At 68.3% G+C, this 19,994-nt stretch carries 2 protein-coding genes; both read left to right on the forward strand.

Translation table 11 applies throughout. The features are described from left to right. Positions 1–120 precede the first annotated feature (120 nt). Positions 121–17,370 (forward strand): hypothetical protein, encoded by a 17,250-nt coding sequence (locus tag ABD116_RS09700; RefSeq protein ID WP_343967171.1) that lies wholly within the window; start codon positions 121–123, stop codon positions 17,368–17,370. Positions 17,371–17,395: 25 nt separating this feature from the next. After that, entirely contained in the window at positions 17,396–19,942 is a 2,547-nt protein-coding gene (locus ABD116_RS09705; protein ID WP_343967172.1) for a right-handed parallel beta-helix repeat-containing protein, read from the forward strand. Positions 19,943–19,994 lie beyond the last annotated feature (52 nt).

Genomic DNA, 19,994 nt, shown 5'->3' on the forward strand with positions numbered 1-19,994 from the left:
GTCCACGTGGCGGCCCGCGATCAGGTTCAGAAATAGTTTTCCGGCCCGGAACTGAACCTCGGAGCGCTCTCAGGCGTGGACTTTCCGGAGGGACCACTGTCGGCGTGAGGGAGGGTTCGGATGCCGCGGCCAGGTGACTGGGATGCGATCGGTCTGGGGGGCGACCCCACGCCGGGCGATCCCGAGAAGATCAAGGCGCTGGCCGACGGGTTCCAGAAGATGGGCGGCAAGGCGCGGGAGATCATCACCGCGATCGAGGCCGTGATGAACAAGAACGACGACTCCGTGTTCGTCGGGGACACCGCCGACGCCCTCCGCGGCAAGGTCGACGGCCGGCTGCGCGGGCACGTCGAGAGCGTCGCCTCCGCCTTCGAGTCGTCCGCCACCGCGCTGCGGGAGTGGAGCGGCGTGGTCGTCGAGCAGCAGGCGAAGGCCGACGCCGCGCTGAACGCCGGGCGGGGCCTGGCCGAGGACGACCCCGACAGGGAGACCCACAAGAACACTGCGCAGGCCGCCGGTACGTACCAGTCCGAGCAGGCCTCGAGCTACGCCGGCCGGATCAACGGTGTCTCGGACATCAAGATGCCGATCTCGGACTGCGAGGTGTTCTGGGAGGCCTTCAAGTGGCTGGCGATCATCCTGATCATCCCAGCGCTGATCTTCGGTGGCCCGATCGCGCTGATCGCGCTGGGCGTCAACCTGGCCCTGTTCATCAAGACCATCGTCGACGTCGCCAAGGGTGACGCCAGCTTCCTGGACCTGTTCCTGGCCGGTCTCGGCCTGATCGCGCCGACCACCAAGGCGCTGCCGATCTTCAGCATCGTGAAGGCGATCGGCAAGGGTATCGGGGCCGGCGTCAAGGGCATCGTCCAGACCTTCAAGAACGTCTTCAGCAAGGACTTCCTGTTCAACGGCCTGCTGGCCGGGCTGAAGAGCATGCCGATGCTGGCCAACATCGCGATCAGGGAGACCGGCCTGTTCGTCGTCAAGAACATCCGGAACTTCCCGATCAACGCGGCCAACTTCGGCAACAACTTCGGCAAGATCGCGCTGAACGGGATCAAGAACCTCGGCACCGGCTTCGCCAATCTGCCGTCGACCCTGTTCCGCGGGCTGGGGACGATCGGCAAGGGCTTCGCCACCGGCCTCGGCAACACCTTCAAGTTCGTCCAGGCGCACTTCGGCAACCTGCAGTGGACCCGGATCTTCCTGCCGGTGGCCGCGGACGAGATCCGGGCCTTCCGGCTGGCCGGGATGACGGACTTCGGCGCCTTCACCCAGGCTCTGAAGGTCGGCGTGATCGGCCGTGGCATCCAGGGCAAGAACGTGTTCGGGATGCCGATGACGAGCGCGATCGGCAAGTCGATCGCCGGCATCCCGATCGAGACCACCGGCGGCGCGCTCGGCGGCAAGACCAACTTCCTGCACACGATGATGAACCCGCCCGAGATGATCCCGCTCAACATCAAGGGCCTCGGCGAGGTGTCCGGCGCCGGGTTCAACGCGGGTCACGTGAGCATCGCCATCGACGACATCCCGACCGGCAACTTCGCCCCGGTCAAGGGTGGCGACCTGGGCGTCAGCGTGCACACGCCGACCGTCACCACGCCCGGCGGCATCCACATCCCGAGCAACGCCGGTACCAACGTCCCGGTCGTCCCCGGCGGCTCGATCATCCCGTCGGCCCACGTCGGTACGCCGCAGATGCCGTCCAACGTCGTCGCCAACCTGACCCAGCCAGCGGTCGGTACGCCGGTCCTGCCGATCCACGTCGCCACCGGCGCGACCCCGCCCTCGGTCCACGTCAACACGAACCTCGGCGCGAACGGCGTCGTCGCCAACATCCCGTCGCCGCACGTCGGTACGCCGGAGTTCGGCAACTCCCTGCACATGAACAACGTGAACGTGCAGTCGCCCGGCCTGAACAACATCGGCTCGCTGCACGTCCCGACCCCGAACGCGAACTCCGCCGGCCTGAGCGACCTGGCCGGCTCCGCGATCCGCAACAACGCCCCGGCCGTCTCCCCGCACTTCGGTACGTCGATCGGCGAAGGCGCGGCCCATGGCTTCCAGACCAACCACTTCAAGCTCAGCATCGACGAGGTCCTGAACGCGCCGAGCCCCGCGAACTTCAACGGCCTGCACGCGCTGAACCCGCCCGCCGTCGACCGGATCAACGCAGCGCTCGACCTCGTCCACAACCCCGGCGCGACGACGCAAGGCGTCACTCCGCCGTCGATCCACACCGCCAAGCCGGCCGGTACCGACGTCAACGTCAACGTCCACCTGAACGGCGGCGCCGACTTCAAGCCCCCCGCGCCCGCGACGATCAAGGTCGACAACCCAGGCCTGGCCGGCGCCCAGAACGCCCCGACCGTGCCCTCGGTGAACGTCCAGCCGATCAACCTCCCGAGCCGCGCCGCCGACCTGCACGTCCAGCCGGCCACCGCGCACAACGCGGGCCAGGCGACGACGGTGCCGAGCACGAACCTGCCGGGCAACGTCGGCGTACCGGGCCACAGCCTCGATGCCAAGGCCGTGACGCCCGAGACCCAACTCGTCCCACTGCATCCGCAGCCCGCGCCGGCCGTGCACAACAACCCGGGCGTCCACACCCCGGGCTTCAACGGCTTCGACAACGCGGCACTGCACAACCCGGGCATGCACAACCCCGGCGTACACGACCCGGGCTACTCGCTGGCCAAGGGTGCCGACATCGGCAACTCCGGACACGGCACGAACACGATCGCCAGCCGCTCCGAGATCCAGCTGCACGGCCTCACCGACCGCCCCGGCGCCTACGTCAAGGTCGAGCGGACCGAAGGCGGGATGAGCAGCTACAACCTGTACGGCGGCGGGCCCGACGGCCGGATGGACGTGCTTGCCGGGGGCAACCTTCGCTTCACCGACACGGCGACCGGTCAGACCACCCGTTTCGACAGCGGTGGCATCGTGATCGACCAGGGCCTGCGGCTGACCAAGACCGACGGCGTACTCCGGCCGACCGACCACATCGTCGTGACCAAGGGCGGCGAGTTCCGCGCCACCACACTGACCGGCGACATCACCCCCGGCATCAAGATCACCAAGCTCGACAACGGCGGCATCCAGCTGATCGACGAGAAGGGCCTGACGTTCCACTACAACGCCCAGGGCAAGCTGGAGAACCAGACCCTGAGCGCAGCCTGGGACAAGGACCTGGCCGCCAAGGCGGGCGTCTTCCGTCAGCCGGGCGACACCGACGCGATGGTCAACGCCAAGATGGCCGACTTCGGTCAGGTGCAGCGGGCCCAGTCGCACTTCGACAACGCACTCGACAACGTGGCCGTGCACGGCGAGCGGCTGGACGGGCCGTCGACCGGGCCGGCGGTCGGCGACCAGGTGCACATCGACCTGCGGGCGGCCGAGAACGATCTGGCCAACGCCAAGGCGAGCTTCGAGAGCAAGCACGGGCTCAGCGTCGACAACCTGCAGGCGCAGCTCGACAAGCTGACGATCGATTCGCTCAAGGAGCGGCCACGCCTGCTCGGCGGGGTCAGCCGCAGCTTCGACCTGCCCAACGGCAACGGGATGAAGTTCGAGCTGAACGGCAGCCAGATCAGCTTCAGCGGACCGAAGGCCGACGCGTTCAGCAGCACGCTGAACGGCCGGACGCTGACCATCACCGAGATGGGTGATGCGGGCAAGGCCGCGCACACGTGGACGTACTCGCTCGGCTTCGGTGGCCGGGCGAACCAGATCGGCGAGTCGTTCCCGCTGAACGGCGGCCTGTTCGATGGTCAGCCGATCAGCCTGCAAGGCGCGATGGGTCAGTTCGACAAGGCCCTGGTGACGGATCTGCGCGGCAACCACCTGCCGGTGAAGTTCACCGACGACGGGCTGATCGTGCCGTCGCCGCAGGGACCGCTGGTGTACGACAAGACCGGCAGCTTCCACGGCGTCGGACCGTCGACCGGGCACGACCTGCCCAAGCCGGCCGCGCCGGCCCACCTGACCGGCGACGACCTGGTCCGCTGGAACGCGCAGGCCGACATCTCCCGGACGCACCTCACCCTGGCCGCCGACAACAAGCAGCTCGACCTGTTCATGAAGGGCGTCGCCGGTGGCTCGTTCACGTCCAAGAAGGGCTTCGACGGGTACATCAACCCGTCCGCGCTGAGGGACGGCTCACTGGTCAACAACGTCCACAAGTTCGAGAACTTCGCCAAGGAGCTGGCCTTCAAGGGCCCTGAGGACAACCTCACCGTGTACCGCGGGGTGTCGATGGACCCGGCCAGCGCGCAGGCCGGCAAGTTCACCGAGCGGCTGCCGATCTCCACCTCGAACACGATGAAGTTCCAGGACGAGTGGGCCAAGAACGGGGTCAACACCAACCGGGTCGTCTTCGAGATCGACGTACCGGCCGGGCACAGCAAGATGTCGATGGCCTACCCGGACGGCTACCAGGCCGTGAAGGGTGACGCGCCCGAGATCAACGCCAGCCAGTTCGAGGTGACGCTGTCGCCGACCACGCTGGTCCGGACCGGCCCGAACCGGACGCTGGACAACGGGATGACGATCATCCCGGTCAAGGCCGAGCAGATCCCGCCGTCGATGTACGAGTCGGTGATCACCGCCAAGTGGCCGGGACTGTCCTCGGAGACCGCGTTCGGCGACTTCGTGAAGTCCTTCGAGCTCGGCGCCCTCAAGCAGTTCCCCGATCTGGAGAACGTCACCTCGAAGGCGGTCTCCAGTACCGACGGGCTGACCCACACCGTCACGGTCAGCAAGCCGGGCTTCGAGGGCCACGACCTGACCATCACCGTGATGCGCGACCCGAAGGCCGACTCGGTCCGGGTCACCATCGCCTCGGACGGCGCGAACAAGTTCGACCAGACCTGGTCCAAGACCGACTTCAGCAACATCGCCACCGACCTGCGCGGTGGCGTCCTGCACAACAACGAGAAGTTCAGCAACTTCCCGAAGCCGTGGCAGTGGGAGAAGGCGACGCCGTTCCGTGCCGAGGGGCTCAGCGACGCCCAGGTCCTGCAGCGGATGGACGACTGGGCCGCGGTCGAGAAGGCCCAGATCGAGCTCGACTCGATCAAGCGCGACTTCGGGCCGCAGACCGGCCGGGTCGACGGCTCGTCGAAGGCACCGTCGGTCGGTGACCAGGCGAGGCTGGAGATCCACCTCGCCGAACAGCAGCTCGTCGAGGCCAAGGCCACCTTCACCCAGTTGCACAACCTGGACGCGGACGCGACGGCCGACTGGCTGGCCGCGCTCAAACAGTCCGACCTCAAGCTCAACCCGGGCCTGCTCGGAGCCAGCGGCCGGCCCGGTCGTGGCGTCGACCTGCCGGGCGCGGACGGCGTACAGGTCGTTCGGGACGGCCGGAACTTCAAGGTGTCGGGCGAGGGCGCGGATCAGTTCCATCTGCAGACCGGTGCCGACGGCAACATGGTGATCCAGAAGCTCGGCGACGGTGGCGACGTACTGCACTCGTGGACGTTGCGGCCGGGCTTCCGGCCGAGTGTGATCGGCGAGACGCTGACGCTGGGCGACGGGCCGCTGGCGGGCAAGTTCCTCAGTCTGGAAGGGACCGCGGGCAAGCTCGACGGGGTCATCGACGATGTCCGCGGCGGCATGCCGGTCAAGGCAGAAGGCGACGGTATCGTCGTCGCCGCACCTGGTGGCGTCTTCAAGTACGACCGCGACGGCTTCTTCCAGGGACCGGGCGCGCACCCGGGCGACCAGCTCGGCAAGGCGGTACCGCCGCCGCACCTCACCGGCACCGACGCGACCCGCTGGACCGCGCAGGCCGACATCTCCCGCACGCACCTCGGCGAGGCGATGACCAACAAGCCGGTCGAGAACCTGATGAAGGACGTCGCCGGCGGCAGCTTCACCTCCAAGAAGGGCTACGGCGGCTTCGTCAACCCGACGGCGCTCGAGGACGGCACGCTGCTCGGCAAGATGCAGAACTTCCACACCGTCACCCAGGACCTGCTCACGAAGGGCCCGGCCGACAACATCACCCTGTACCGCGGGGTGTCGATGGATCCGGCCGCGGCGAAGGCGAACGAGTTCACCGAGCGGCTGCCGATCTCCACCTCGAGCTCGGTGAAGTTCCAGGACGAGTGGGCCAAGAACGGCGTCAACAGCAACCGGGTCGTCTTCGAGATCGACGTACCGCCCGCGCACAACAAGCTGTCGATGTCGTACCCGGAGGGGTACAAGCCCGGCGCCGGTGAGGCGAAGGCCTGGAACCAGGACCAGTTCGAGGTGACGCTGGCGCCGACCACGTTCGTCCGGACCGGCGCGAACCGGACGCTGGACAACGGGATCACGGTGATCCCGGTCAAGGCCGAGATGATCCCGCCGTCGGCGTACAACGACCTGATCAACGCCAAGTGGGGTGGGCTGGACTCCGCGACGGCGTTCGACGACTTCGCCAAGTCGTTCGAGCTGACCGCGCTGCGGCAGTTCCCCGACCTGGAGAGCGTGACGTCGAAGTCCGTACTGAGCGGCGACGGGATGATCAACAAGATCACCGTCAGCAAGCCGGGCTTCGAGGGTCACGACATGCACATCACGGTGACCCGCAACGCGGACGCGGACTCGGTCCGGGTGACCGTCGACGTGGACGGCGCCACCAAGTTCGACAAGAGCTGGAGCGGGCAGCAGTTCTCCAACCTGGCAACGGATCTGCGTGGCGGCGTACTGCACAACAACGAGCAGTTCACCAACCTGCCGCAGCCCGCGCGCTGGGCCGAGGAGGCCGCGCCGCCGGTCCACATCGACGTCAAGGGCAAGGGCAAAGCAGTCGACCAGGGCAGCCTGGGCGACGACTTGGCCTCGCTCAACCGCAACTGGGACAACGACATCGCCTCGCTCAACAAGGCCTGGGCCGACGACATCGAGGCGTTCAACAAGGCCTGGGCCGACGACCTGGCAGCGAAGACCAACGTCTTCCGCAAGGTCGGTGACACCGACGCGGTCGTCGACGCCAGGATGGCCGACTTCAGCCGGGTCGAGCACGCCCAGGGCAACGTCAAGGCCGCTCTCGACGACATCGCCCAGCACGGTGGCCGGCTCGACGGCGCGTCCACCCGGCCGGACATCGGCGACCAGGCGCATCTCCAGCTGAGCGCGGCCGAGACCGACCTGGCCAACGCGAAGGCTGCCTTCGAGGGCAAGCACGGCATGAAGGTCGACGCGATCCAGCAGCAGCTGGACAACCTGCTGCTCGACTCGCTGAAGGACCGGCCGCGGCTGCCCGGCGCCGGCATGCGTCGCCCGATGCCGATCTCGGGCACCGACGGGATGTTCAAGATCGAAGGCAACTCGGTCAACTTCCTCGGCGACGGGGTCGACGACTTCCGCGGCGTGCTGGACGGCAAGGCGCTGACGGTCACCAAGGTCGATGCTGATGGCAACGTTCTGCGGACGCTGAAGTACGAGCTCAACGATCTCGGCTGGCCGATGATGAAGACCGACCAGCTCGTCCTGCACGGCGGCGGCGATGTGTTCGACGGCCGGGCGCTGACCGCGGAGTGGAGCGGCGGGTCGTTCGGTCGCGGGGCGGTGGACGATCTCGGCGACCACGTGCCGGTCAAGTACAGCACCGGCGAGGGCGAGTACAGCGTGCCCTCGATGTCCGGGATCCAGGTGTACGACCGCACCGGCAATTTCGTCCGCGTCGAGCCCGGCGTCAAGGGCAAGATGGCGGACCCGATCCCGCCGGTCCACCTGGAGGGCGACGACCTCGCGAAGTGGATGGCCCAGGCCGACATCTCCCGCACGCACCTGACGGCGGCCAGCAAGTGGGACGACGTCGGCGACATGATGCAGATGGCCTACGAGGGCAGGTTCACCTCGCAGAAGGGCTTCGGCGGGTACATCGATCCGTACGTGCTGGAGACCGGCCTCAGCAAGCTGACGAAGGACGTGCACGCCTTCAACGACGTGGCCGAGGGGCTGCTGTTCGACGGCCCGATCGCTCCCACCAGGGTCTACCGGGGGATCGCGATCGACTCGGCCAGTGCCCAGGGCAACAAGTTCGTCGAGCGGCTGCCGGTGTCGACGTCGACCAACTGGGAGTTCCAGAAGACCTGGGCGAAGGGCGCCGACCCCGGCAAGCGGGTCGTGTTCCAGATCGACGTACCGCCCGCGCACGGCAAGTTGGCGCTGTCCTACCCGGAGGGTTACCAGCAGGGCCTGAAGGATGCTCGCGCCTTCAACCCGGACCAGCTGGAGGTGACGCTGTCGCCGACCGTGTTCGAGCGCACCGGCGACTCCTTCGTGAAGGACGGGCTGACCGTCATCCCGGTCCGGGCCAGGCAGATCCCGCCCGGCCAGCTGGACAGTCTGATCGGCGAGCGCTGGCCGGGAATGTCCTCGGCGGACGCGTTCGACGACTTCGGCCGGGCGTTCGACCAGGCCCACCTGCAGAAGTTCGGCAACATGTCCGACGTCACGGTGACGTCGAAGCTGAGCACCGACGGCATGGTCCGCGACATCACGGTCAGCAAGCCGGGTCTGCCGGGCCACGACATGACCATCAAGATCACCCGGAACGAGTACGCCGATTCCGTCCACGTCACCGTCACGGCCGACGGCAAGACCACGCTGAACCGGAACTGGAGCCAGACCGAGTTCAGCAGTATCGCCACCGACCTGCGGGCCGGGACGCTGCACGAGAACGACGTGTTCATCGCGATGTCGAAGCCGGCCGCGTGGGACAAGCAGACGTTCAGCGCGCAGTGGGACGCCGACTTCGCCGCCAAGGCGAACGTCTTCCGCAAGCCCGGCGACACCGACGCGCTGGTCAACGCGAAGATGGAGGACTTCTCCCGGTTCCAGCAGAGCGAGCTGAACCTCAAGCATGCGGTCGACAACCTCGACCTGCACGGCGCCCGTCCTGACGGCCCGTCGGCCAGCGGCGTCTCCGTCGGCGACGAGGTCCGGATGGACGTCGACGGTGCCCGGGCCGACCTCGACACCGCCAAGCTCGGTTTCAAGCGCAAGTACGACATGGATCCAGACCAGCTGAAGGCGGAGCTCGGCGACGCGGTGAAGCGGCCCAAGCTGCCCGGCGCCGGCCGGCAGTTCGAGGTACCGGGTGGCGGCGTCTCGTACCAGGTCGAGGGTGGCGCGGTGCAGTTCACCGGCACCCGGGCGGGCGAGTTCACCGGTTCGGTGAACGGCCGCGAGATCACCATCACTCAGGTGGGCGCCAGCGGCGAGACGCTGTCGACCTGGACCTTCCGGCAAGGCTTCGGCCGGCCGAACCTGACCGGCCAGACCATCCACCTGGCCGACGGTCCGCTGGCCGGCGAGGTCGCCAACCTGCGCGGACTGATGGGCCAGCTGGACGGGACCCTCGGCGACGGCGGCGTCTGGCCGATGAAGGTGGTCGGCGACGAACTGTTCGTGGCCACCCCGGGCGGCCCGCTGCGGTACGGCCGAGACGGGTCGTTCCACGGCCCGGCACCGACCAGTACGTCGCACCTGCCCGCGCCCGCGTTGCCGGCCACCATCCACGGCGACCCTGTCCGCTGGACCAACCAGGTCGACCTGTCCAGGACCCATCTGACCGCGGCCGCCGAGAACAAGGCCGTCGAGAACCTGATGAAGGACGTCATGGGCGGCTCCTTCACCTCCAAGCGCGGCTTCGAGGGGTACGTGAACCCGCTCGCGCTCGAGGACGGCACCCTGGTCGGCAAGGTGCAGACCTTCTCCGACGTCACCCGCGACCTGCTGCTCAAGGGCGGCGACCGGGACATCACCCTGTACCGCGGCGTCTCGATGGACCCGGCCAGCGCCAAGGCGAACGAGTTCGTCGACCGGCTGCCCAGCTCGACCTCCAACAACATCAAGTTCCAGGAGGAGTGGGCGAAGAACGGCGTCGCGAGCAACCGGTTCGTTTTCGAGATCGACGTACCGGCCGGGCACGGCAAGCTGTCGATGTCCTACCCGCCCGGCTACCAGGCAGGGCTGGACGAGGCGCGCGCGTGGAACCAGAGCCAGTGGGAGGTCACGCTGGCCCCGACAACGCTGGTCCGGACCGGCCCGAACCGCTTCGAGAACGGGATGACGATCATCCCGGTCAAGGCCGAGGCGATCGCGCCGTCGGCGTACAGCGACCTGATCAACGCCAGGTGGCCGGGGATGAAGTCGTCCGACGCCTTCACCGACTTCGCGAAGTCGTTCGAGCGGGACAACCTGCGCAAGTTCACCGGCCTGGAGGACATCACCACCACGACGGTCAAGAGCGGCGACCGGCTCACCATCACCGGGACCAAGCCGGGCTTCGAGGGCGAGCTGAAGATCACCGTACTCCGGGACGCCGAGGCCGACTCGGTCCGCGTGACGGTCGCGTCCGACGGCATGACGACCTTCGACCAGACCTGGAGCAAGACCGACTTCAAGCACATCGCCACCGACCTGCGCGGCAACGTCCTGCACAACAGCGACCTGTTCGCCGGCCGGATGGAGCCGGCCTCGTGGAAGGGCGCTCCGGCCGCCAAGCAGACGATGGAGCAGATCTGGAACGCCGACTCGGCGGCCCGGCTCGACGTGTTCCGCCGGGCCGGCGACACCGAGGCGGATCTCACCGTCCGGGTGGACGACTTCACCAGGGTGCAGAAGGCCCAGAACGAGTACCGGGCCGCGCTGGCCAAGTACGACGAACTGAGCGGACGTCCCGACGGCTCTTCGCGTGGTCCGGCGCTCGGTGACCAGGCGCGGATCGAGCTGCAGACCGCGCAGCACAACCTCGACCTCGCGAAGAACGCGTTCGACGCCAAGCACGGCGTGCAGTTCGACGGGCTGCAGCAGCAACTGGACGACTTGTTGTCGGCCTCGATCGCGGACCGGCCGCGCCTGGTCGGTGGCATGCGAGAGACCACCACCGGCGTCGGCGGCAGCGTTCGGCACAACCCGATGGGCGGCGGCCCGGTCCGGACCCACGACCTGCCGGCCGACGTGCAGATCCGGGTGCAGGGTGGCCAGGCGCAGATCGTCGGCGGGGTGCACTCGTCGGTCCAGATGCATCAGACCGGCAACGTGCTGACCATCAGCAAGGCCGGGCCGGACGGCTTCACGCCGGCGCACACCTGGGAGTACCGGGTCATGCGCAACGGCTCGCTCACCCTGTCCGGCGAGTCGGTCCAGCTGACTCACGGCCCCCTCGCCGGCCGGTGGCTGGAGATGGGTGAGGACGGCTTCACCGGCAACATCTACGCGGGGACGTTCGACGACGGACTCGGCGGGAACTGGCCGGTCAAGGCGAACGGCGACACGATCACGATCGCCTCCCCGCAGGGCGCGCTGAGCTTCGACCGGTCGACCGGCGCCTTCCGGCAGCTGGATCAGGGTCTGACGGCGAACGCGCCCGCTCCGGTGGTACCGGCGCACCTGAGCGGTCCGGACGCTGCCGCGCGCTGGACCGGCTCGGTCGATCTGTCCCGCACGCACCTGGCGGCCGCGGCCACCGATGCCAACGTGCTGAAGCTGATGGAGGACGTCCGCGACGGCGCCTTCACCTCGCATCGCGGGTACGGCGGCTATGTCGACCTCTCGATGACCAACGCGGACAGCCTGGTCGAGAAGGTCGACGACTTCGTCCGGACCACCACCGATCTCGCCTTCCACGGACCGAACGCCCGGGTCACCCTGTACCGCGGCATGTCGCTCGATCCGCTGGCGGCGCAGGCGGACAACTTCGTCGAGCGGTTGCCGTCGTCGACGTCGAACGGGATGGAGTTCCAGCACACCTGGGCGCAGAACGGCACCAAGGCCAACCGGGTCGTGTTCGAGATCGACGTACCGGGTGAGCACGCCAAGCTGGCTTCGGCGTACCCGCCGCACTTCCAGCCCGGCGCGGCCGACGCACCGCCGGTGAACCCGCACCAGTTCGAGGTCACGCTGGCCCCGACGAACCTGGTCCGGACCGGCCCGAACAGGGTCGAGGACGGGCTGACAATCATCCCCGTCCGGGCCGAGCAGCTGCCGCAGAGCACGTACGACGACCTGATCCACCAGGAGTGGCCGGGCTTCTCGTCGCAGCAGGCCTTCGACGACTTCGGGCACGCGTTCTCGGCCGACGGGCTGCGCAAGTTCCAGGGCATGACGGACGTGTCGGCGACCTCGACGATCAGCCACGACGGCCTGGTCAACACGATCAAGGTGAGCAAGCCGAACAGCGCCGACGATCTGACCATCACGATCACCCGCAACGCCGGCCGCGACACCGTCACTGTCGAGGGCAGGTTCAACGGGGTCCGGTTCTTCGGCAACTCGTGGAGCGGTTCGGAGTACCTGCACTTCGCCACCGATCTGAAGGCCGGCGTACTGCACAACAGCGATGTCTTCGCCGGCAAGATCGACCCGCTGTCGTGGCGCCAGGCCGCGACGAACGTCAGCCAGACGTGGAGCAGCGACATGGCGGCGCGGGCGAACCTGTTCCGGCAGCTCGGCGACTCCGACGCGCTCGTGCTGACCCGGATGGACGACTTCCAGGCGGTGCAGAAGACGTACGACGACTTCGCCGCCGCGACGAGGTACGGCGACGAGAACGGCCCCAACGCGGCGAGCACCTCCAACGGGCTGTCGATCGGGGACCGGGCGCACTTCGATCTGCACGCCGCCCAGGAGAAGTTCGTCCTGGCCAAGCAGACCTTCGAAGCCCAGCACCCGGGGCTCTCGGCCGACGGGCTCCTGCGAGGGCTCGACGACCTGCGGATCGCGTCGGTCAACGAACGCCCGCAGGGTCTGGGGGCCGGTGGCTACTGGTCGAGGCCGGAAGCGAACACGACCGGCTACCACGTGGTCGAGGGCAACCGGACGATCCACTACGACAGCGGCGGCACGCTCACCGAGGTCCACTTCAAGCTCGACGGGACGACCGACCGGTTCGTCGCGCATGATGCCGACGGGTGGCATGTGCTCGGCGACGGCGCCGAGAACGTCGCGGTCCGCGGGCTGGACGACGGCGGCTTCCGGATCTACGACGCCGACGGCGGCATGCAGCGGTACGCCGCCGATGGCACACACCTCGGCGACGGGGCCTCCGTTCTCAACGCGCAGGGTTTCCGGGGCGACCGGTTCATCGAGGTCGACGGAGCCGCCGGCGCACGGCTGGTCGATCTGCAGGGAACGCATGTTCCCGGGACGACGGTCGATCTGCTGCCGGACGGCGGCTTCCGGATCAACACCGCGCAGGGGAACAGCGCGCGGTACGGCGTGGATGGAGTGCTCACCGCGGATGGCCTGCGGCTCACCGATCCGCAAGGCCTGCACGGCGCGTTGTTCACCGAGCCGAACGGGGCCGGCGGTCTCCGCGTCGTTGACGTCAACGGTGCCCCGGTTCCGCACACGCAGGTCACCCGGTTGGGCAACGGCCAGTTGATGGTCGTCGACAACAACCTCGGGGACATCCGGTACTTCGGCAACAACGGTCTGCTGGAGGGCGCCGGCGTACGGGTGGCGCACGCCGACTTCCCGGGACAGGTCTTCCTGTACCGCGGCACCGACGGCACGTTCTCCTTCATCGACGACCTCGGTACCCGGTTGCCGCATCAGGTGGATGTCCTGCAGGGCGGCGGTTTCCGGCTCACCGATCCGGCCAACGGCATCGCGCGGACCTTCGATGACGCGGGTCTCGCGATCGACCGGCGGATCCCGCTGCACCAGCCGGGTGTTCAGCCTGGCCAGCAGTTGATCGTCGTCCACGACGTGCACGGCAACGTGAGCATCCGGACCGGCGCCGACGCGCCCGGCCCAGGCACGGTCGAGCTCACCGGCAACGGCGGCTACCGCGCGATCGATGGCGGCAACTACCACGTGTACGACGCCAACGGCGCCCACCAGGCACATGGTGTTCCCGTCACGCTGCACGGTGAGGACGGCTTCCTCGAGATCGGTACGGCCGGGGCGCAACGGGTCGACGCGCAGTACGCGCCGATCGCCGGCCGGCAGGTGAACTTCGACGCGGCCCGTGGCGAGATCACCGTCAGCCGGGTCGGCGGCGAGGACGTCTTCGACCTGCAGGGCGTACCGATCCGCCAGCTCACCGACCTCGACGGGCTCGGCGCGAGTCAGCTCGGCGGCCGGGTCACCCGCGACCAGAACGGCGTCGTCACCTTCGTCGACAACACCGGTACGGCGATGCCGAACCGGTACCACGCCACGGTCGATGCCCAGGGCAACGTACGGGTCGAGATCCGGCTCAACGGAAGCCCGCGCAACGGTGAGTACCACGTCTACAACCGGGCCGGAAACCTCACCGAACAAGGCTTCCCGGTGCTCAACAACGGGCAGGCCACACCGTTCCGATACGTCGTCGACCGGGCCAACAGCACCTGGACCCGGACCGGTGGGACCAGCGCGGACGGCGTCTTCCAGCACGGCAAGGTCGAGGTGACCGGGGTCGGCAACGGGCAGATCAAGCTGATCAGCTCGTCGGCCAAGGAGGTCCAGGTCTTCGAGCGCCGGTGGCTGCCGGGCGGCGAGATCATGGACAGCTTCCGCAAGACCGACACGCTCGGCTTCGGTACCTTCAACCGGCGGACCACCTGGGCGACGTACGACAACGCCGGTGGGGTTAGCAACTGGGGCAAGCGGGAGTTCGACACCAGCGGCAACTCGTGGATGGACGTCGACCACAACGGCCGCCAGGTGCACCACTACCAGCAGGGCCTGCAGAAGTACGACAACCCGATCGCCGACCAGATCGGCCCGATGGGCAAGGCGGAGAAGGAGATCACCGGCCATGTGCTGGCCGTCCGGGGCGCCGACGGCAACTGGACCTGGAACCGGTTCGATGCCGACGGCGGACTGATCGGCTCGGGTCAGCGGACCTGGGAGAAGCTCGGCGACGGCTTCATCGACCGGGTCAGGCTGCCCGGTCAGACCACTGATGACATCGCGCAGCAGAAGTGGGGCACCTGGAACAGCACCGAGCACGCGAACCAGTACAAGGAGTTCAAGCTCGAGACCGGTGCGAACGGACTCGAACGGCCCGGTAGCTGGGAGATCCAGGGCAAGGCCGGGAAGCCGGTCGGCAGCGGGACGAAGCTGCCCAACGACGACATCCTCAGCGCGCACCGGGTCGGCGAGCAGCGGCCGCCGGTCTGGTTCCGCGACTACATCCAGCGCAACCCGGTGCCGGAAGGCAACGTGTCGCACGTCGCGAACGACGCCCGGTACCAGATCTACCGCTGGGAGACGACCGGTGCGACCAACCCGGGCCACGGCGTCCGGTACGTCGCGGGCGACGAGTCCTTCGTCGACGTCGGACTGGACGGCCGGTTCGTCCGGTTCGAGGGCAAACTGCACGACGGGTCGAAGCTGAAGGTCGGGGACCAGGTCGAGGCGCTGACCGACGCGCACCCGAACCCCAACGGTGGGGCGGTCATGTCGTGGGAGAACGACGGCACCAAGGGCTGGCGGATCTTCGACAACACCAACAACAGCTGGCAGGACTTCAAACCGTCGATGGGCCCGCACCAGCCGGGCCAAGGGCCGGACTGGATCCTGGTGCGGCAGAGCCATCCCGGTGGCGAGGTCCGAGAGTTCCCCGAGGCCGGCAACACCCACATCTGGGTGCAGCGTGACGCGCACGGCAACCTGGTCGGCTCGTCGCACCAGATCCCGCCGTACGGGCACAACCCGCCGACCCGCTACATCGAGGCGACCGGGCCGGCCGACGGGTCGCGCTGGACGTGGCGCGAGCTGGACGTGAACGGCAACGCCACCGGGGTCGGGGGCGAGCGCTTCCACTTCAAGGGCTCGCGCGACCAGTCGATCAGCTGGGACAACTCGTTCCGCGACTTCGATGCCCGAGGCAACCTGGTCCGCGACCGGCACATGCTGGACGAGGGCCGGTACGTCGAGTCGTGGAAGTCCGGCAACAACAACTGGCACAGCGCCGAGTTCGACAAGTTCGGCCAGCGGGTCGACCCGGCGATGACCTTCGACCGGCGGTGGAGCAACGGCACCGGCCGCTGGTCGAACCAGTGGAACGGGCAGTCGACGCACTTCCGCGACGTCACCCCGAACGGCGCGACACACCCGGGCGAGGTGCGGTTCGAGACGCCTCAGCACGTCGGCGACGGCCGCCCGGTCCGGGTCCGCGAGTACCACGTGGACGCCAACGGGCAGAGCGATCTGGCGCAGTGGAAGGAGTTCGACTTCGACAAGATCATCCGCGAGCGGGCGGCGTCGGGCGCGAACTACCTGGAGACCGACAAGCTGCACGGCCAGTGGAAGATCTGGGACAACAACGGCCGGGTGGTCGGCGAGCGGTCCGACACCGGCCTGGTCTTCGAACTGCGCGACAACCGGCTGATCCTGACCGGCAACGAGTTCGACTTCCGCGGGTCGATGACCGAGTTCCGCGGCTGGAACGCGCGGATCGGCGACGCCCAGCGGCAGCCGTGGCACCTGCAGTCCTACTGGACCTTCGACCCGAAGGCGCTGCAGGCAGGCGGCAACCCGCTGCGGATGGAGGCGAACTACGTCTCGTACGGGCGGCTGCTGACCCAGAAGATGCTGCTCACCGCCGGGACCGAGTTCGTCCTCGACTACGCGGCCAGCCTGATCATCATGGCGATCATCGCCGACGCGCAGAACAAGCCGTTCAGCGGCACGGACGCGCTCAAGGCGCTGATGAACGCGGCCGTCGGTACGACGCTGCGCACGGTGGCCGGTACGGCGTTGACCGAGACCCGGCTCGGCGGCGGTCTGCGCGACCTGAAGCAGACGATGGGCAACCTCGACGGCGGCAGCCTGGCCACCAAGCGGCCGAACAACAACACCGCCCAATGGGGGGTCGAGTGGGCCGGCAACACGAGCGCGACCAAGTGGCGTGGCGGCACCTTCGACTACGGCTTCGGCATGCTGATGCTGCCGCTGACCGGATTCGTGAACGGCACGATGAACGCGGCGATCTTCGGGGTCCCCGGCAAGGACGGCAAGACCCACACGGTCGGCGGCTGGCAGGCGCTGGCCGAAGGCGGGATGTCGGTCGCCACCGGCTACGCGATCGCCAACAGCATCGGCATGCTGCGCACGATCGGGATGGGCTTCAGCGCCGGGCGGTACTTCCAGAAGGGCGGCATCGCCGACATGGCGACCGGCTTCGGGCTGAAGTTCTTCGAGAAGGGGATGGCGTCGCTGCTCGCCCCGGCGCTGCGGGCGTCGATGAACCCGGAGTGGTCGCGGCCGAATCCGCAGCCGTTGATCCTGCCGCCCAGTGTTACCGTGCCCCAGAATCAGCCACAGCCGCAGGTGACCAGCGGCGGCGTGATCCTGCCACCTGGGGTGCAGCAGCCTCAGCCCCAACCGCAGCCACAGCCGTCCGCCGGCCCGACCGGAACGCCGTGACCGGGAACGAACCGATGGAGAGCCAGTGACGACGAGGTATGTCGCCCCGAAGGGCGGCCGCGGGACGTACCGCCGGATCTCCGACGCGGTCAAGGCCGCCAGCCCTGGTGACGCCGTCGTGGTCTCGCCCGGCAGCTACACCGAGCAGGTGGTCCTCGACCGCTCGCTGGTGATCGTCGCCGAGCAGGGTCAGGGCAGCGTCGACGTGGTCGGAGTCGCCGGCAGCGGCGTACCGGCGATCGTCGTCGAGGGGCTCGAGTGCGTACTGCGCGGCCTGTACGTCCGGGCCGCCGACGACAGTGAGACGCCGACGATCGGGGTGGCCGGCGGGGCCGGGCTGCTGATCGAGGACTGCGTCGTGACCGGCAGCCGGATCCATGCCCGAGGCAACGAAGGCCAGGGCTCGGACCTCAGCGGGTACGGCGTGACCTCGGTGCTGGTCCGCCGCTCCAAGCTCGGCAGTGGCCGGCTGGCCGCGATGCACCTGTCCGGCCGGGTCCGCGCGCAGGTCGAGGACTCCACGATCGAGAAGATCGACGGCATCGGGATCGTCTTGTCAGGTGGCGCTTATCTGGAGGCCAACCGGCTCCGGATGAGCGACACGGTCGGCTACGGCTTCCGGTTGCGTGGCGACAGCCGGGTGAAGCTCACCGACTCGGTACTCCGCCAGACTGGCATGGCCGGCCTGCTGCTCGAGGACGCGTCGACGGCGCAGTTGACCGAGCTGTCGATCGACAAGGCCGGATCGGCGGCGATCCACGCGGCCGGGTCTGCGCGGGTCGAGCTGGTGGACTGCCGGTTCCGGGACACGCAGGCCAGTGGGTTCGTCATCCAGGATCAGGCGTCCGTGACGGCCAGGGGTTGTGCGGTGTCCGATTCGGGGGCCAATGGGCTGCTGATCTCGGATGGGGCCCAGGCGACGATGACGGACTGCCGGGTCGACAGGTCGAAGTACAGCGCCTTCCATCTGACCGGGGCGGCTTCGGTGAAGCTCGTCGACAGTCTGATCCGTGGTGGCGCCGAGCACGGGGTGCACGCGACCGGTACGTCGAAGGTCGAGCTGGACGCGTGCGGCATCACGGACATCGGGCTGACCGCGTTGTCGGTCGTCGACGAGGCGACGGTGAGGGCCGAGGACTGCCGGATCAACGGGGGCGCGATCGGTGTGCATCTGGAGTCGACGGCTGCGACCAGCCTGGAGACGTGTTCGGTGGCCGGGACTGTCGGGACCGGGATCGAGTTGTCGGGGACTGGGTACGTCCAGCTGGACGCAGTACGGGTGAGCCGGACGAAGGCGGCCGGGATCGTCATCGGGACCGGCGCATCGGCGGAGATCAACGGCAGCACGATCGAGAAGTGCGATGGGTCGGGGCTGGTCGTCTGGTCCGGGGTGACGCCGACGGTGACCGGGCTGCGGGTCGTCGGGGTGGCCAAGAACGGGATCTACATCGCCGAGAAGGCTGCTGGGTCGTATACCGACTGCGACATCGTCGGTGCGAAGTACCCGGCTCTGCATCTCAGCAAGGCATCCACGCCGGTACTACGGCACGTCCGGATCCGTGATTGCGACGGCGCGGTCGGCCAGGACGAGGGCGCGAACCCGGTCTTCGAGGACTGCACGGTGGACGGCGTACCAATGACTCCGGCGACCCCTGCGGCGGCCTCGGCCGGTACAGGCGGTTCTGGTGGTACTCCGCCGGTGCCGGTCGGACCGGTGGGGACGCTGGACGAGAGCATGCCGCCCGAGGACGAGAAGCTCGAAGACGTACTGGCCGAGCTCGAGGAGCAGATCGGGCTCGGACGGGTCAAGCGTGACGTCCAGTCGATGGTGAACCTCATGCAGGCGGTCCGGATGCGGCAGGAGGCCGGGCTGCCCGCGCCACCGCTGAGCCGGCACCTGGTGTTCGCCGGCAACCCGGGTACGGGCAAGACGACGGTCGCGCGGCTTTATGGGCGCGTGCTGAAGGCGCTCGGCCTGCTGCGGAAGGGGCATCTGGTCGAGGTGGACCGGACCGCTCTGGTCGGCGAGTACGTCGGTCATACCGGCCCGAAGACGCAGGCCGCGGTCAACCAGGCGCTTGGTGGCGTGCTGTTCATCGACGAGGCGTACTCGCTGGCGCCGATCGGGATCGGCAACGACTTCGGCGCCGAGGCGATCGCGACGCTGGTCAAGATGATGGAGGACCATCGCGAGGACCTGGTCGTGATCGTGGCCGGCTACGTCAACGACATGGGCCGCTTCATCGGCTCGAACCCGGGCCTGTCGTCGCGGTTCACCCGGACCCTGCTGTTCGACGACTACACACCGGCCGAGCTGGTCGACATCTTCGAGTACCACGCCCGCGAGCACCAGTACGAGCTCTCCGAGGACGCCCGGCGGGCCCTCTCGGAGATGTTCCAGGTCCTCCCACGCGGCGAAGGCTTCGGCAACGGCCGCTCGGCCCGCCAGATCTTCCAGCAGATGACCGAACGCCAGGCCTACCGCCTGGCCACCCTCACCGCCCCCACCCCAGACCAGCTGGTCTCCCTGGAGGCGGCCGACCTGCCGATCGACTACACGGCGAATTCCTGACCTGCTCTTGCGCGATGCGCGGCCGGAAATGACGCTGTAGGCAACGGAACCC

This window comes from Kribbella koreensis (assembly GCF_039525325.1).
In the GTDB taxonomy this organism is placed as follows: Bacteria; Actinomycetota; Actinomycetes; order Propionibacteriales; family Kribbellaceae; genus Kribbella; species Kribbella koreensis.

What these genes read in the sequence shown, in the direction of transcription:
- ABD116_RS09700 (WP_343967171.1), top strand. Translation starts at nt 121, where the DNA reads ATGCCGCGGCCAGGTGACTGGGATGCGATCGGTCTGGGGGGCGACCCC.